This is a genomic window from Helicobacter sp. MIT 00-7814, from assembly GCF_003364115.1.
In the GTDB taxonomy this organism is placed as follows: Bacteria; Campylobacterota; Campylobacteria; order Campylobacterales; family Helicobacteraceae; genus Helicobacter_F.
Genome location: NZ_NXLL01000025.1, coordinates 1 through 13833 on the forward strand (window position 1 = coordinate 1; position 13833 = coordinate 13833).

At 40.1% G+C, this 13833-nt stretch carries 16 protein-coding genes and 5 tRNA genes; 20 read left to right on the top strand and 1 reads right to left on the bottom strand.

The window, feature by feature from the left end; all coding sequences use genetic code 11:
• Positions 1 to 115 (top strand): hypothetical protein (locus CQA49_RS10315; protein ID WP_408938908.1); only part of this gene is annotated, 115 nt, incomplete at its 5' end.
• Positions 116 to 186: 71 nt separating this feature from the next.
• Here CQA49_RS10315 and CQA49_RS07760 read toward each other — a convergent pair.
• A complete protein-coding gene (locus CQA49_RS07760) occupies positions 187 to 2493 on the bottom strand; it encodes a TonB-dependent receptor (RefSeq protein ID WP_115575402.1) in 2307 nt (768 codons plus the stop codon).
• Between the two features lie 285 nt (positions 2494 to 2778).
• On the opposite strand from CQA49_RS07760, the gene nikA reads away from it, so the two are divergent.
• The 19 genes from nikA to rplL all read left to right on the top strand — a co-directional run bounded on the left by nikA (position 2779) and on the right by rplL (position 13736).
• Entirely contained in the window at positions 2779 to 4341 is a 1563-nt protein-coding gene (nikA, locus tag CQA49_RS07765) for a nickel ABC transporter substrate-binding protein (protein WP_115575403.1), read from the top strand.
• Positions 4342 to 4406: 65 nt separating this feature from the next.
• Positions 4407 to 5345: an ABC transporter permease subunit gene (locus CQA49_RS07770; RefSeq protein ID WP_115575404.1), complete on the top strand. Its 939-nt coding sequence runs from the start codon at positions 4407 to 4409 to the stop codon at positions 5343 to 5345.
• An 8-nt stretch (positions 5346 to 5353) separates the two neighbouring features.
• Positions 5354 to 6190 carry a nickel ABC transporter permease subunit NikC gene (gene nikC, locus CQA49_RS07775; protein WP_115575405.1) on the top strand — a complete coding sequence of 279 codons (837 nt, stop codon included), beginning with the start codon at positions 5354 to 5356 and terminating at the stop codon, positions 6188 to 6190.
• Positions 6187 to 6915, top strand: a complete 729-nt coding sequence (locus CQA49_RS07780; protein ID WP_115575406.1) for a dipeptide/oligopeptide/nickel ABC transporter ATP-binding protein — start codon at positions 6187 to 6189, stop codon at positions 6913 to 6915. Before nikC ends, CQA49_RS07780 begins: the two co-directional genes overlap by 4 nt.
• A 1-nt stretch (position 6916) precedes the next feature.
• Positions 6917 to 7681: an ATP-binding cassette domain-containing protein gene (locus tag CQA49_RS07785; RefSeq protein ID WP_181882642.1), complete on the top strand. Its 765-nt coding sequence runs from the start codon at positions 6917 to 6919 to the stop codon at positions 7679 to 7681.
• A gap of 226 nt (positions 7682 to 7907) precedes the next feature.
• Positions 7908 to 8510, top strand: coding sequence for a Holliday junction branch migration protein RuvA (ruvA, locus tag CQA49_RS07790; protein ID WP_115575408.1), 603 nt, complete (start codon positions 7908 to 7910; stop codon positions 8508 to 8510).
• Between the two features lie 60 nt (positions 8511 to 8570).
• Positions 8571 to 8646: transfer RNA gene (locus CQA49_RS07795), tRNA-Thr, on the top strand.
• A gap of 59 nt (positions 8647 to 8705) precedes the next feature.
• Positions 8706 to 8790, top strand: a tRNA-Tyr gene (locus CQA49_RS07800).
• Between the two features lie 102 nt (positions 8791 to 8892).
• Positions 8893 to 8969 (top strand) — tRNA-Gly (locus CQA49_RS07805).
• A 102-nt stretch (positions 8970 to 9071) separates the two neighbouring features.
• Positions 9072 to 9146: transfer RNA gene (locus tag CQA49_RS07810), tRNA-Thr, on the top strand.
• A 76-nt stretch (positions 9147 to 9222) separates the two neighbouring features.
• Positions 9223 to 10422: an elongation factor Tu gene (gene tuf / locus CQA49_RS07815; protein ID WP_115575409.1), complete on the top strand. Its 1200-nt coding sequence runs from the start codon at positions 9223 to 9225 to the stop codon at positions 10420 to 10422.
• Positions 10423 to 10429: 7 nt separating this feature from the next.
• Positions 10430 to 10600, top strand: a complete 171-nt coding sequence (gene rpmG, locus CQA49_RS07820; protein WP_066388109.1) for a 50S ribosomal protein L33 — start codon at positions 10430 to 10432, stop codon at positions 10598 to 10600.
• A gap of 18 nt (positions 10601 to 10618) precedes the next feature.
• A tRNA-Trp gene (locus CQA49_RS07825) sits at positions 10619 to 10694 on the top strand.
• Positions 10695 to 10728: 34 nt separating this feature from the next.
• A complete protein-coding gene (gene secE / locus CQA49_RS07830) occupies positions 10729 to 10911 on the top strand; it encodes a preprotein translocase subunit SecE (protein WP_115575410.1) in 183 nt (60 codons plus the stop codon).
• Positions 10912 to 10937: 26 nt separating this feature from the next.
• Entirely contained in the window at positions 10938 to 11456 is a 519-nt protein-coding gene (gene nusG / locus CQA49_RS07835) for a transcription termination/antitermination protein NusG (RefSeq protein ID WP_115575411.1), read from the top strand.
• Between the two features lie 12 nt (positions 11457 to 11468).
• The gene (gene rplK / locus CQA49_RS07840) at positions 11469 to 11894 is read left to right on the top strand and encodes a 50S ribosomal protein L11 (RefSeq protein ID WP_115575412.1); all 426 of its coding nucleotides are present in this window, start codon (positions 11469 to 11471) and stop codon (positions 11892 to 11894) included.
• Between the two features lie 31 nt (positions 11895 to 11925).
• Complete coding sequence (gene rplA, locus CQA49_RS07845) at positions 11926 to 12630, top strand: 50S ribosomal protein L1 (RefSeq protein WP_066388114.1); 705 nt, start codon at positions 11926 to 11928, stop codon at positions 12628 to 12630.
• Positions 12631 to 12742: 112 nt separating this feature from the next.
• Positions 12743 to 13228 carry a 50S ribosomal protein L10 gene (gene rplJ, locus CQA49_RS07850; RefSeq protein WP_115575413.1) on the top strand — a complete coding sequence of 162 codons (486 nt, stop codon included), beginning with the start codon at positions 12743 to 12745 and terminating at the stop codon, positions 13226 to 13228.
• Positions 13229 to 13355: 127 nt separating this feature from the next.
• Positions 13356 to 13736 carry a 50S ribosomal protein L7/L12 gene (gene rplL / locus CQA49_RS07855; RefSeq protein WP_115575414.1) on the top strand — a complete coding sequence of 127 codons (381 nt, stop codon included), beginning with the start codon at positions 13356 to 13358 and terminating at the stop codon, positions 13734 to 13736.
• Positions 13737 to 13833: the final 97 nt, after the last annotated feature.

A 13833-nucleotide genomic window follows, 5' to 3' on the forward strand; every position in this document is an offset into this window, starting at 1 on the left:
TGAAACTCTTACACAAGAAAATGTAGAAGTAGCTAATGCTACAAATACAATTACTCAAAGAGTAAATGGTATAGCAGAAGAGATATTAGAAGATGTGAATAAGAAGAGGTTTTAGGGGGAAGAGAGTTTTAAGAGAGTTTGGGGATTGAAACTTTTTAAAAACTTAAACTCTCTTTTTTGCTTAACTTAAAATTTTGCAGCAAGCTGGAGGTAAAAACTTGCGCCCGGAGCGAGGTAGTAGGAATAGTATTTGTGGTTAAAGATATTTGAAAAATCTAAGCTCACTTCATAATGCTTTGCAAAATGCGCGCCCAATCTCACATCTGCCAAAACATAAGAATCTGTCGCGCCATACACTTTGCTAATCGTATCTGCATTATCCGCCCTGCTAAAAGGCTTGCTCATATATTCCACGCCAAAGCTTCCAAAGAATCTGCCATCATCATAATAAATCTGCCCAAAAGCCAAATGCTCGGGGATTCCGACAAGTCTTTTGCCTTCTATGCTTGTGTCGCTAGGATTTTTAAGCATTTTTGAATGCGTGTAGGTGTAGGTTACTAGCACGCCAAAATGCAGGGGCAATTCTTGTTTGTAAGAAGTTTCGATTCCATTGATGAGCGCGCGTCCGCCATTTAGTGGCATACTGCCATTTGCTGGGGTGTAAATCACATTGCTAAGATTTGTGTGGAAATAATAGATTTTGAAAATTCCTCGATAGGTTGCGGGGATTTTTTGCTCTAATCCTATGTCAAAGCTTGTGGCATTTTCTGGCGCGAGGTTTGGATTTCCAGCGATTTTTGTGCCATCTGTGTAGGTGCGCGGAGATTGAAAGAGTTGGCTTATCGTTGGCGTGCGGAATGCCTGCCCGACACTAGCTTTGAGCGTTGTTGTGCTGGTTGGAAGGTAGTTTATAGTGGCTTTGGGGGAGAATTGCGATTTTGCGTTGTTTTTGACTATATCAGCGCTTGAAGTGTAATAATCATATCCTAGCCAATAGTCATAACGCCCGCCTATGCTTGTATAGAGGCTCTCTAACCATTGTGATTGCCATTGCAAAAATGCACCCGCGACAAGAGATTTCCCACCTTGTGAAGATTTGAAGCCACTTTGTGTGCTTGAAAAATCTTTCCAATTTGTGATAATGTGCGCGCTACTAGAGATTCCAAGTTGTCGTATTTGCGCGCCAAAGAGAATCTCTTGTGATTTTGTATTTGCAAACTCAAAAGGAACGCTCGCAAAAATATCAAGATTGTTTTGTGTAAATTTATCCTGCTGTTGCGAGCCGGCACCGCCATTTATTGTTGTGTTTGCGTGAAGTGCATTTGCGCCACCATCGGGGTTATTAAACCAACGCCATGTGTCGATTCTAGAATACTTGATATGAAGCTCCATCGCGCTAAAATAGTGCTGATAGCCTATGTAGGCTAGGTTTGTGTAGGATTTTTCCTTGCCAATATTGATACCAAAATAAATCGGCAAAGGTCTGTTTGCATTTGTCGAGGTGTTGGAATTATCCCCATAGAAGGGGTTTCCTTGAGAATCTTTTAAGTAGCTTTTTTGATTTGTATGATCATATGCATAGAGATTGAAATATTCCCCCACTTCAAGCTTTGCGTTTTCAAAATCATATTGTCCTTTTAGCTTTATGTCGTGGGTTTGGTAGGCTTGCTTTCCCATATCGCCGACTATTTTGATAGGCACGCCATCTTTTGTTTGGGAATCTAGCGCGCCTGTGGTGTTTGCAAGTATGCTGTCATTTGGATACACAAAGGCGCTATCAGCAGGATAGCCTTGCGATGCGCTAAAGGCGTAGCTAAGTTTTAGTTTTAATTTTTTATCAAGCAAGGCATCGCCTATTGAGAAAAAGCCTCTGACAAGGTTTTGCTGTGCGGTGTCTTTGAGGAATGGATTCCCATAGCCTAAGCTTGCTTTGATTTCAAAATCCTGTGGCATTGAAGTTACAAAATTTATCGCCCCAGAGAGCGCGCCAGAGCCATAGAGGTTTGAGAATGGTCCTCGTATGACTTCCACTTGTGCCAAATCGCTAGGGTTTAGCGCGGTGATTAGTTTTGTGTTATTGTTTAAGTCATTTAAAATCACGCCATCAATCATAATCATCGCGCCATTTTGAATACCTCGTATTGTGATAGAATCAAAAGTATCTAGCCCGCGAGATTTGCTTTGCCTTATGCCTTCTATCCCTCGCAGTGTGTCGCTTATTTTAGAGTTTGGGCGCAAATGTATTTGCTTATCAGTGATGATTGTCGCATTGCCCGGAGCTTCTTCGAGGGTGAGCGCGCTTTTTGATGCGCTGACTTTTGCGGTTTGTAGCCTATAGACTTCGTTTGGAAGTTTTGTATCTTGCGAGGATTCATTGCGCTGTGAATCTTGTGGTTGTGAATCTTGCGTTTGCAAATCTTGTGCTTGCAGATTGATAAAGCTTGCAGTAAGCAAGGTTGAGAGTGCGAGTTTGTATGTTGTTGTGGTGTGCATTTGTATCCTTGAATTTTGCTTTTTACAAAGCTTTAGAGAATCCTTATAGATTCTAAAATCTCCCCTGCTTTCTTAAAATTTTTAAGAATCTCTGCAGACTTTAGCTTTAAAATGTCCCAAAATCAAAGTCCCCTCAAGCCTAAGTATTCTGCAAGTTTATTAATATTGCTTCTTTGCGCGCAAAAAGCATTGTCAAAATGAGCCATTAACGCTGTATTGTGTTTTTTGGTTACAATCTAAACGCTAACAAGCCCTAAAAACCTAAATTTGCCACAAGGATTTATAATGTATTTTCGCGCAGTGCTTCTTTTTGCCTTTATATTTTCTTTTGTATGGGCGCAAAATACCCTAAAAATAGCCACTTCAAGCAATGCAGGCGTGATGAATCCGCAAGGCTATGCACGCAATCAAATGTGGGCGCAAAATATGATTTATGAAGGTTTGGTAAAAACTGATTATGATGGACGCATTATCCCTTCGCTTGCGGTTTCTTGGAAAGTGGAAAATGACGCTAAAACTTATGTTTTTAAGCTAAGAGAGGGCGTGAAATTTTCTAATGGCGAGGAATTTAACGCATATGCGGTGAAAAAAAATCTAGATTCTGTCATAAAAAATGCTAAAAGGCATTCTTGGAGCGCGCTTTCAAGCAAGCTAAAAAGTGTAGAGATAAGGGATAATTTCACCATTGCTATTATACTAAAATCCCCATATAGCGCCACGCTTGAAGAGCTAAGTCTTATCCGCCCTTATCGTTTTGTCGCGCCTAGCGAGATTCCAGAGGATTTGGATTTGATTAAATTCAACCCAAAGCCCATCGGCACAGGTCCTTATATGCTGACAAAAAGCGTGCTTGGCGTGAGTGATAGCTTTGAGAAAAACCCCTATTATTGGAACAAGGACAAATATAATGGAATCTACTTTGATACTATAGAAACAAAAATCATCATCGAGCCAAACGCAAAGCTCATGGCGCTAAAAACAAAGCAAGTAGATATGATTTATGGGCTTGATGAGATACCTATTGAGATATTTAGCAAAGTAGCGCAGAGCGGGGAATTTAACACATATCTAAGCGAGCCTACAAGCACAACAAGCCTTGTGCTAAATCCAAATAACACTTTTTTGAAAGATAAGAATCTGCGTCAAGCTATCGCTCAAGCTATCAATAAGCAAGCACTTGTAAAAGCGGTGTATGATGAGTATCAAGAAGTCGCGCCCTTGCTGTTTGCGCCAAATAGACCTTATGCAGATATTTCCTATCAAGCGCTCGAGTTTGATATAGCAGATTCTATAAAATTGCTAGAATCTAGCGGTTTCACAAAAGAAAAAGATGGATTTTTTTATAAAGATTCTAAAAAACTGCAATTAGAGCTTATTTATATTGGTAATAATTCTTCGCAAAAAGCCATGAGCGAGATTTTGCAAGAGCAGCTAAAAAATATTGGAATCTTCCTAAAGCTTGCCCCAACTGAAGCGACAATTTATAAAAACAAAACCACCACAGGCGCATTTGATATGTGCTTTGAGGGGACTTGGGGGACGCCTTATGAGCCATTGATGATGCTGTATTCATTCAAGCACTATGGGCATGTGGGCTATGCAGTTTTGGAAAATCTTTCCCAAAAAGAGCAAATCTATAAAGCAATAGATTCTGTGGTTTTGGACACAAGCCTTAGCGCTCCGACTTTCGCGCAAAAAGTGGCAAAGCTCCTTGCTGAAGTGTATGATTTAAACATTTATATCCCACTTACTTATCAAAAAAATAAAGCCATTTCGATAAAAGAGCTCAAAGGTATAAAAGCAGGCATAAATCCCGCGGAAATAAATTTTTGGGAGTTTTATAAATGAGTGCGCAAAAAATACCTAAATATGCGTGTTTGCGCGTGTGAAGCGTTTATAAAAGTAAAAAGCCCATGCTAAAATATATATTTTTTAGAATCCTCTCGCTAATTCCGCTACTTTTTGTGGCGTCTTTTCTTATTTTTGTTTTATTAAGGCTTAATAGCACCGATCCAGTCACGCAATATTTGCTTTCTGCAAATCTCCCACAAACGCCAGAGCTCGTGGAAGAAATCACAAAAGATTTTGGGCTTGATAAGCCGATTTTAGAGCAATATATTTTGTGGTTGAAAAAGGCTGTTATGCTAGATTTTGGCACTTCATATATGACGGGCAGGGAAGTAAGGGCTGATTTTTTGTATTTTTTGCCAAATACGCTTTATCTCACACTTGGCGGATTTTTGCTTATTGTGTTGTTTTCAATCCCGCTTGGCGCACTTAGCGCGACTTACAAAGACAAAGCGCCTGATATTGTTATAAGATTTTTTTGCTTTTTGGGCGTGTGTATCCCAAATTTTTGGTTCGCATTTGTTTTGATTCTGATTTTTTGCGTGTATTTGGGCTGGCTTCCAGCAATCGGACTTGAAAATATACAATCGCTTATCTTGCCTTCCATCGCAATCGCGCTTATGTCCGCGTGTATCAACACAAGACTTATCCGCTCAAGTATGCTAGAAGTCAAAAAAGAGCGCCACATTGTTTATGCGAAATTGCGCCATTTAAGCAAGCGCAAAATTGTTTTTAAACATATTTTATACAACGCGTCTTTGCCTATTGTCACGGCATTTGGAATGCATATAGGTGAGCTTATTGGCGGGGCGTTGCTTATAGAATCTATTTTTGCAATACCGGGCATTGGGCTTTATAGTATTCAAGGCATTGCAAACCACGATTATCCCATTATTCAATGCTTTGTGGTGGCTATGTGTCTCATTTTCGCGCTGTGCAATTTGGCAATAGATGTTCTTTATTCCCTGCTAGATCCTAGAATCCGCAAGAATCTGCGCGAATAAGGAAAAATATGCAAAAAAATCTCACACATAAAAAATTTAGCTTAGCTGGGAAAATAGCACTAAGCTTGATTGTGTTTCTTGCCTTATTTGCGCTTTTTGCGCCATTATTTTTGCCTTATGCGCCAAATGAAATTGACTTAGATTCAAAATTTGCGCCTCTAAGTTTTGCGCATTTTTTAGGCACGGATTATTTGGGAAGGGATATTTTTACGCGGTTGGTTTATGGCGCGAGAATCTCGCTTGGAGCGAGCTTTGCTATTATATGCCTTATACTCTTTTTTGGCATTAGCATAGGTTCGATATCAGGGTTTATCGGTGGCAAGGTGGATAGGATTATAATGAGAATCTGCGATTTGTTTTTTAGCCTTCCTACGATTGTTTTATCACTTTTTTTGGTTGGAATCTTAGGCGGTGGCTTAAGTAATGTCATCATCGCAATCGCGCTTACGCACTGGGCATGGTATGCTAGGATTGTAAGGAGCATTGTTTTTGGGTTGAAAAATAAAGAGTTTGTGTTACTTTCAAAAGTCTATGGCTCAAGTGCGTTTCAAAGCTTTAAGCGCAATATGCTAGCCCCTATTTTAACGCAATGCCTTGTGCTGGCGAGTATGGATATTGGGCATATTATTTTGCATATTGCGGGATTGTCGTTTTTGGGGCTTGGTGTGCAGCCGCCACTTGCGGAATGGGGCGTTATGCTAAGTGATTGTGAAGATTATATTTGGAGCAATCCTGAGCTTGTGCTTTATCCCGGGCTTGCGCTGTTTGTAAGCATTGCGCTGTTTAATATCTTAGGTGATAGCTTACGGGATTATTTGGATAGTGATTTAGAGGATTTAAAATGAGGCTAGAGATAAAAGATTTTTGCCTGTCGTATCAAAATAAAGAGATTATTAAGAATGCGAGTTTGAGTGTGGATTCTGGTGAAGTGAGTGTTTTAATAGGTCCTAGCGGAAGTGGGAAAAGCCTGCTTGCGCTAGGGATATGTGGCTATGTGCCTGATAATCTTAGAAAAATGCGCGGAGAAGTGTTGCTAAAAAATGAAGTGCTAGAAAATACAGAATCTGCACGCACAAATTTCGCTAAAAAATCCCTTTCTATCATTATGCAAAATCCTAAAACTTGCTTTAATCCGCTTTTTAGCATAAAAAGTCATTATGCTGAAACGCTTCAAGCACTCGGCATGCGCGCGGATTTGGCATTTATGGAATCTTCCTTGCAAGAAGTGGGACTTGAAAAAGAGGTTTTGGATCTCTATCCATTTGAGCTAAGTGGCGGAATGCTGCAGCGCGTTATGATTGTGCTCGCACTAGCGGCAAATCCGCTTTTTTTGATAGCTGATGAAATCACCACAGATTTAGATTTACTCACGCAATATAAGATTCTAGAGATTCTCAAAAAAGTGCGCAAAAAGCGCAATTTGGGGATTTTATTTATCACGCATGATTTGGAAGTCGCCGCGCATTTGGCTGATAAAATATACATTCTTAAAAATGGCAAGGTTACGCAATATTCAGACTTTCCTTTGAGTGCTAATAAACTAGCCTTAATCTTTAAACAAGGTGCATAAAGTGATTTTAAGCGTTAGAAATTTATCACATTCTTACTTGCAGCACACATTTTTTGCAAAGCATAAAAAGCAAGTGCTAGAAAATGTGAGCTTTGAAATACGACAGGGCGAAATTATTGGCTTAGTTGGCAAAAGTGGCTGTGGGAAAAGCACGCTAGCAAGGCTTATTGCTGGACTAGAAAGGGCGGGGGAAAATTGCATTTTTATTGATGATAAACCGCTTGCATTGACTTCGTTAAAAGAGCAGAGGGCTTTTTATAAGGAAGTGCAAATCACCTTTCAAGATTCTCTAAGCTCGCTTAATCCGCGTTTAAATATTTTGCAATCATTGCAAGAGCCACTTGAGAATCTGCTTGGTATTAAAGAAAAGCAAAAAATGCTAGAGCTTATAGCGCCACTTTTTGAAAAATTGCATCTAAATTTGCAAACACTCTACAAATACCCTGCGATGTTGTCAGGTGGGGAAGCACAAAGGGTTTGTCTGGTAAAAATTTTGCTCATAAAGCCAAAACTTCTTATTTTAGATGAGATTACTTCCGCGCTAAGCTATGAGCTAAAAGAAATTGTCGTGGATTTGCTAAAGGATTTATATAACGAGCTTGGTTGCTCGTTTTTATTTATCACGCATGATTTTATGCTCGCACACGCGCTTTGTTCGCGCATTATGCTTATGGATAAAGGCAAAATTATCAAAAACATAGATACGCGCACTTCCAAAAACGACGCCCAAAAAGAATTTTTCAAACTGCTTGAAACGCTGGAATAATTTAGAATATCTTTTTAAGTTGCAACCTTATGGGAACAAATCTTGCTCTCTAACCTTTATGGGATTTATTTTTGCGCAGGTGATATAAAAAAAGTAAAATTTCAGATTCACTAACAGCGCTAGAGAATCCGCAGAATTCTATCGGTTGAAAATAATAGAATGATTTGTGGGTGCTGTGTGGCGAAAATCTCTTAATTTAGACGCTATAAAACTTAAGGAATGATGCATGATAGTTGGTTTAAGGGGTGTTATAGAGGATTTGCAAGCGACATTTTTGGAGCTTAATGTCGGTGGTGTGATTTATGGGCTTGGCGTGTCGATAAATACTAGCGCGAAGCTTTCAGAGCAACGAAATAGCGGAGCTATGGTGCTTGTGTATTGCACGCAGATTATTAGAGAGGATTCTCATTTGCTTTTTGGCTTTGCGGATAGAATCGAGCGCTTGAGCTTTGAGCGGTTGATAAAAATTAATGGCGTGGGTCCAAAAGTCGCGCTTGCGATTTTAAGCACTTACACACCGCAGGAGTTTGCAGAGATTTTGCAAAATAAAGATATTGTAGCTTTACAGAGAGTGCCGGGCATTGGTGCGAAGGGTGCGGGGAAAATTATGGTTGATTTGGCAGGATTTTTTGATGGGTTGATCGCGCAAAAAGATTCCCCAAATATAGCACACAATGAGACGAAAGAGGCAGTAAGCGCTTTAGAATCTCTAGGCTTTAAAAGCGCGGATATTGCAAGTGTGCTAAAAGCTATGGATACGAAAAATATGCAGGTAGCGCAAATCGTCAAAGAGGCACTGAAGCTTTTGGGTAAAAATAAAATTAGCTAAAATTCCTTGACAAAGTAGGGTTTGTATCGTATAATTGCGCTTCTCTTTTTTCTTTTATATGCTGGTTTAGCTCAGTTGGTAGAGCATCTGCCTTGTAAGCAGAGGGTCGGGGGTTCAAGTCCCTTAACCAGCTCCATTTTTCAAACTCTAGCAGTTTTCTGCTTTCAGTGTTTGACCAGTTTTTTAACTATTTTTGGTGAGTTACTCAAGTGGCCAACGAGGGCAGACTGTAAATCTGCTGACTTTGTCTTCCGTGGTTCGAATCCACGACTCACCACCACCTAGATTCCCTAAATAAGCCAAAAAGGGATAGTTGAGAGTTTCTCAAGCTTAGGATTTGGTAGTCGAGATAGTTTTTGTTGTTTTTATAAGAAATAAAGATGCGGGAATAGCTCAGTTGGCTAGAGCATCAGCCTTCCAAGCTGAGGGTCGCGGGTTCGAGCCCCGTTTCCCGCTCCATTAACTGGGAGCTGATTCTTCAATTTGAAAAGTCTGAAGTGAGGGTGCGTTAGCGGATTGTCACAAGGCTTTAATCATAGAATCTACCCATTTTCAATACAAGCCCATATAGCTCAGTGGCAGAGCACTTCCTTGGTAAGGAAGAGGTCGGCGGTTCAATCCCGCTTATGGGCTCCAGTTTTTCTAAGGGCATAGAATCTTAGGCTTTAATTTTAAGATTTTGTGCAAATAAACCAAACAAGAGGAGAAAATTATGGCAAAAGAGAAATTTAACAGAAGTAAGCCACATGTGAATGTGGGAACTATCGGGCATGTCGACCATGGTAAAACGACTTTGAGTGCTGCGATTTCTGCTGTATTGGCTACAAAAGGTCTTGCAGAGCTTAAAGATTACGACAATATCGATAATGCACCAGAAGAGAAAGAAAGAGGTATTACGATTGCAACTTCTCACATTGAGTATGAGACAGAAAACCGCCACTATGCACATGTGGATTGCCCCGGACACGCTGACTATGTAAAAAATATGATTACAGGTGCGGCTCAAATGGACGGCGCGATTCTCGTTGTTTCTGCAGCTGATGGTCCTATGCCACAAACTCGTGAGCATATCTTGCTTTCACGCCAAGTAGGTGTGCCTTATATCGTGGTATTTTTGAATAAACAAGATATGGTTGATGATGCAGAGTTGCTAGAGCTTGTAGAAATGGAAGTGCGCGATATGCTAAGTCAATATGAATTCCCAGGTGATACTACACCAATCGTAGCTGGTTCTGCGCTAAAAGCACTTGAAGAAGCTAAGGCTGGAAATGTTGGCGAGTGGGGCGAGAAGATTCTTAAACTTATGGAAGAAGTAGATAAATACATTCCAACACCACAACGCGATACTGAAAAAACTTTCCTTATGCCAGTTGAAGATGTGTTCTCAATCGCAGGACGCGGAACTGTGGTAACAGGAAGAATTGAGCGCGGTGTAGTAAAAGTTGGTGATGAAGTAGAAATCGTGGGAATCCGCGACACACAAAAAACAACTGTTACAGGCGTTGAAATGTTTAGAAAAGAGCTTGACAAAGGTGAGGCTGGCGATAATGTTGGTATCCTTTTGCGCGGAACAAAGAAAGAAGAAGTAGAGCGCGGTATGGTGCTTTGCAAACCCGGCTCAATCACACCACACAAAAAGTTTGAAGGCGAAATCTATGTGCTTTCAAAAGATGAAGGCGGACGCCATACACCATTCTTTAATGGATATCGCCCACAATTCTATGTGCGCACAACGGACGTTACAGGTTCAATCGAGCTTCCAAACGGTGTAGAAATGGTTATGCCTGGCGATAACATTAAAATCACAGTTACACTTATCAACCCAATTGCGCTTGAAGAAGGCACACGCTTTGCTATCCGCGAAGGTGGTAGAACAGTTGGTGCTGGTGTGGTAACAAAAATCATCGAGTAGGTAACCCATGGCTAAGGGAAATGTAGTAAAAATAGGACTTAAATGTTCAGAATGTGGAGATATTAACTACTCCACAACAAAGAATGCCAAAACAAATACGGAAAAACTGGAGCTCAAGAAGTTTTCTCCTAGATTGAATAAACATACAATCCATAAGGAAGTAAAGCTTAAAAGCTAGGGAATCCCCTAGCTTTGTAGGTCAGTAGCTCTAATGGTAGAGCGTCGGTCTCCAAAACCGAATGTTGGGGGTTCGAGTCCCTCCTGGCCTGCCAGTGCTTTAAGCGAAATAAAATAAAAGAGACAAAAATGAAAAAGTTAATAACTTATTATAGAAGTGCTAGAGAGGAATTAAGCAAGGTTATACACCCTACAAGGGAGCAGGTTATCAGTGCTTCTATTTCTGTAGTTAGCGTTGTTGTGGTTGTTGCTCTTTTTCTAGCATTAGTTGATCTTATTTTATCTGCTTCTGTGTCGCGTATTTTGTCATAGGTAGTAAAAATATAAGGGGTAGAGTTTTGGAATGGTATGCTATACAGACTTATTCTGGCAGTGAGCAATCAGTCAAAAGGGCTATTGAGAATCTTATTATCGAAAACAAGATTCAAGACAGATGCGAGCAGATTGTCGTCCCTACGGAAGCTATTTTTGAGGACAAAAAAAAGAATGTCACACAAAAAAGCTTGTATCCGGGTTATGTCTTTATTAAGGTAGATTTAGACACGAAACTTTGGCATATGATTCAGTCTTTGCCGCGAGTTGGGCGCTTTATTGGTGAGAGCAAAAAACCTACACCGCTTGGTGAGGCAGATATTGAAAAGATTCTTGAAAAAATTAAGAATCCAGCAGAACCAAGACCTAAGGTATTTTTTGAAAATGGCGAGGTTGTGCGCATTATTGATGGTCCATTCGCAAACTTCACAGGAACGGTTGAAGAATACGACATAGAACATCGTAAGCTAAAGCTCAATGTCTCGATTTTCAGCAGAAATACAATTGTTGAAATACTCTATTCGCAAGTAGAAAAAATAATTTAAGGAAGGTGCATTATGGGTAAAAAAGTTGTTGGTGAGTTAAAATTACAAATCCCTGCAGGAAAGGCAAATCCTTCGCCACCCGTAGGTCCAGCTCTTGGGCAAAGAGGGATTAATATTATGGAATTTTGTAAGGCTTTTAATGAGAAAACAAAAGATATGGGGAATTTTAATATTCCTGTTATCATCACTGTGTATCAAGACAAAAGCTTTACTTTTATTACAAAAAAGCCTCCTGTAACAGACCTTATTAAAAAGGCTGCTAATCTACAAAAAGGCTCGGACAATCCTTTGAAAAACAAGATTGCTAAATTGAGCCAAAAGCAATTGCAAGAAATTGCAGAAGCTAAGATGGAGGATCTCAATGCTGTGGATATAGAAGCAGCTAAGAAGATTGTCGCAGGAAGCGCTCGCAGCATGGGCGTAGAAATTGTAGATTAAAACAAGTAGATTCTAAGAAACGGAGCGCATAATGGGAAAAAGACTAACAAAACGACTAAAGAATTTACAGGATAAAGTTGATAGCACAAAGATTTATGACATTAATAGTGGTGTAGAAGTGGTGAAATCTCTCGCTTCTGCAAAGTTTGATGAAACCGTGGAAGTAGCTTTGCGCTTAGGCGTAGATCCACGCCATGCGGATCAAATGATACGCGGTGCAGTGGTGCTTCCCCATGGCACAGGCAAAAAAGTGCGCGTAGCAGTTTTTGCAAAAGGTGTGAAAGCTGATGAGGCAAAAGCAGCTGGCGCGGATATTGTCGGAGCTGATGATTTGGCTGAAGAGATCAAAAATGGCAACACAAACTTTGATATGGTGATTGCTACACCAGATATGATGGCGCTTGTTGGTAAAGTCGGTAGAATCCTAGGACCAAAAGGACTTATGCCAAACCCAAAAACAGGCACGGTGACTGCTGATGTAAGCAAAGCTGTGAGCAATGCTAAAAGCGGGCAGGTAAATTTCCGTGTTGATAAAAAGGGCATTATTCACGCACCTATCGGAAAAGTAAGCTTTCAAGGTGAAAAAATCCGCGAAAATATGCTTGAGCTTGTGCGCGCGATTAACCGCTTGAAACCAAATTCCGCAAAAGGTAAATATATCAAAAGCGGGACGCTATCACTCACAATGAGTCCGGGTGTGAAGTTAGATTCTCAAGAGCTTATGGATACAAAATAAGCTATTTTTTCTTAGCATTTATCTTAGATCGAAGATCATCGGGGCTTTTGTCGCGCTAGGCGCAAGGGCTTAAAAATTACCCTATGTGAGATTTGGTCTGAAAGGAGAGAAAATGACCAAGCAAGAAAAGATTCAGACTATTGAATGCCTAACTTCTGAGTTTCAAAACGCTTCTTCTATGATCGTGTGCGATTATAGAGGCTTAAGCGTTGCGAAGTTGGAATCTTTGCGCGCAAATGCAAGAAAAAGTAATATCAAAGTTCAAGTGATCAAAAACACTTTGGCAAATATTGCAATGCAAAACGCAAAGTATCCGCAAGCTGAACTCAAAGGCACAAATATCTTTATTTGGGGCGAAGATCAAATTGCTTTAGCAAAAGTGGTTTGCAAATTCGCAGAAAGCAATGAAGAGAACTTTTCTTTGAAATTTGGGTATTTTGATGGCAATATCGTGCAAAAAGATCACATTGTCTCTGTATCAAAACTCCCAAGCAGAGAAGAGCTCATCGGTATGTTGCTGTCTGTTTGGAGCGCGCCGGCTAGATACTTTGTCACAGGGCTTGATAATTTGCGCAAGCAAAAAGAAGAGCAGGCATAAAGAATATTTTTGGTATTTAGGAGCATAGGTTTGGCTTTTTAGATTCTTTAAAGAAGTTTCTTAAGCCTAATGAGAAATTTTAGAATCTACGCAGATTCTAAGTGAAATATATTACAAGGAGCTTACAATGGCAATTTCAAAAGAAGAAGTGTTGGAATATATCGGGAATCTTTCTGTGTTGGAACTTTCAGAGCTTGTAAAAGCATTTGAAGAAAAATTTGGCGTAAGTGCAGCGCCTACTGTTGTAGCAGGTGCTGGCGGTGGTGCAGCAGGTGCAGCTGGTGGTGCAGAAGAGAAAACAGAATTTAATGTGATTCTTGTAGATGCAGGTGCGAACAAAATCAATGTAATTAAAGCTGTGCGCGAAATTACAGGGCTTGGGCTTAAAGAAGCAAAAGATGCGACTGAAAATACACCAAGCACGCTTAAAGAGGGCGTAAATAAAGAAGACGCTGAAAACTTTAAGAAAAAACTTGAAGAAGCAGGCGCAAAAGTAGAAGTAAAATAACCTCATTTTTAGCCAAACCCCCCTTGGGGTGGCTATCTTAAAAGTGATAAAGTCCTAAGTTATAAAAATTTAGAAGACACTTTGCAGAAGTCTTTGT

What these genes read in the sequence shown, in the direction of transcription:
- nikC (WP_115575405.1), top strand. Translation starts at nt 5,354, where the DNA reads ATGCAAAAAAATCTCACACATAAAAAATTTAGCTTAGCTGGGAAAATA.
- tuf (WP_115575409.1), top strand. Translation starts at nt 9,223, where the DNA reads ATGGCAAAAGAGAAATTTAACAGAAGTAAGCCACATGTGAATGTGGGA.
- ruvA (WP_115575408.1), top strand. Translation starts at nt 7,908, where the DNA reads ATGATAGTTGGTTTAAGGGGTGTTATAGAGGATTTGCAAGCGACATTT.
- secE (WP_115575410.1), top strand. Translation starts at nt 10,729, where the DNA reads ATGAAAAAGTTAATAACTTATTATAGAAGTGCTAGAGAGGAATTAAGC.
- CQA49_RS07780 (WP_115575406.1), top strand. Translation starts at nt 6,187, where the DNA reads ATGAGGCTAGAGATAAAAGATTTTTGCCTGTCGTATCAAAATAAAGAG.
- rplK (WP_115575412.1), top strand. Translation starts at nt 11,469, where the DNA reads ATGGGTAAAAAAGTTGTTGGTGAGTTAAAATTACAAATCCCTGCAGGA.
- rplL (WP_115575414.1), top strand. Translation starts at nt 13,356, where the DNA reads ATGGCAATTTCAAAAGAAGAAGTGTTGGAATATATCGGGAATCTTTCT.
- rplA (WP_066388114.1), top strand. Translation starts at nt 11,926, where the DNA reads ATGGGAAAAAGACTAACAAAACGACTAAAGAATTTACAGGATAAAGTT.
- rplJ (WP_115575413.1), top strand. Translation starts at nt 12,743, where the DNA reads ATGACCAAGCAAGAAAAGATTCAGACTATTGAATGCCTAACTTCTGAG.
- CQA49_RS07760 (WP_115575402.1), bottom strand. Translation starts at nt 2,493, where the DNA reads ATGCACACCACAACAACATACAAACTCGCACTCTCAACCTTGCTTACT.
- rpmG (WP_066388109.1), top strand. Translation starts at nt 10,430, where the DNA reads ATGGCTAAGGGAAATGTAGTAAAAATAGGACTTAAATGTTCAGAATGT.
- CQA49_RS07770 (WP_115575404.1), top strand. Translation starts at nt 4,407, where the DNA reads ATGCTAAAATATATATTTTTTAGAATCCTCTCGCTAATTCCGCTACTT.
- nikA (WP_115575403.1), top strand. Translation starts at nt 2,779, where the DNA reads ATGTATTTTCGCGCAGTGCTTCTTTTTGCCTTTATATTTTCTTTTGTA.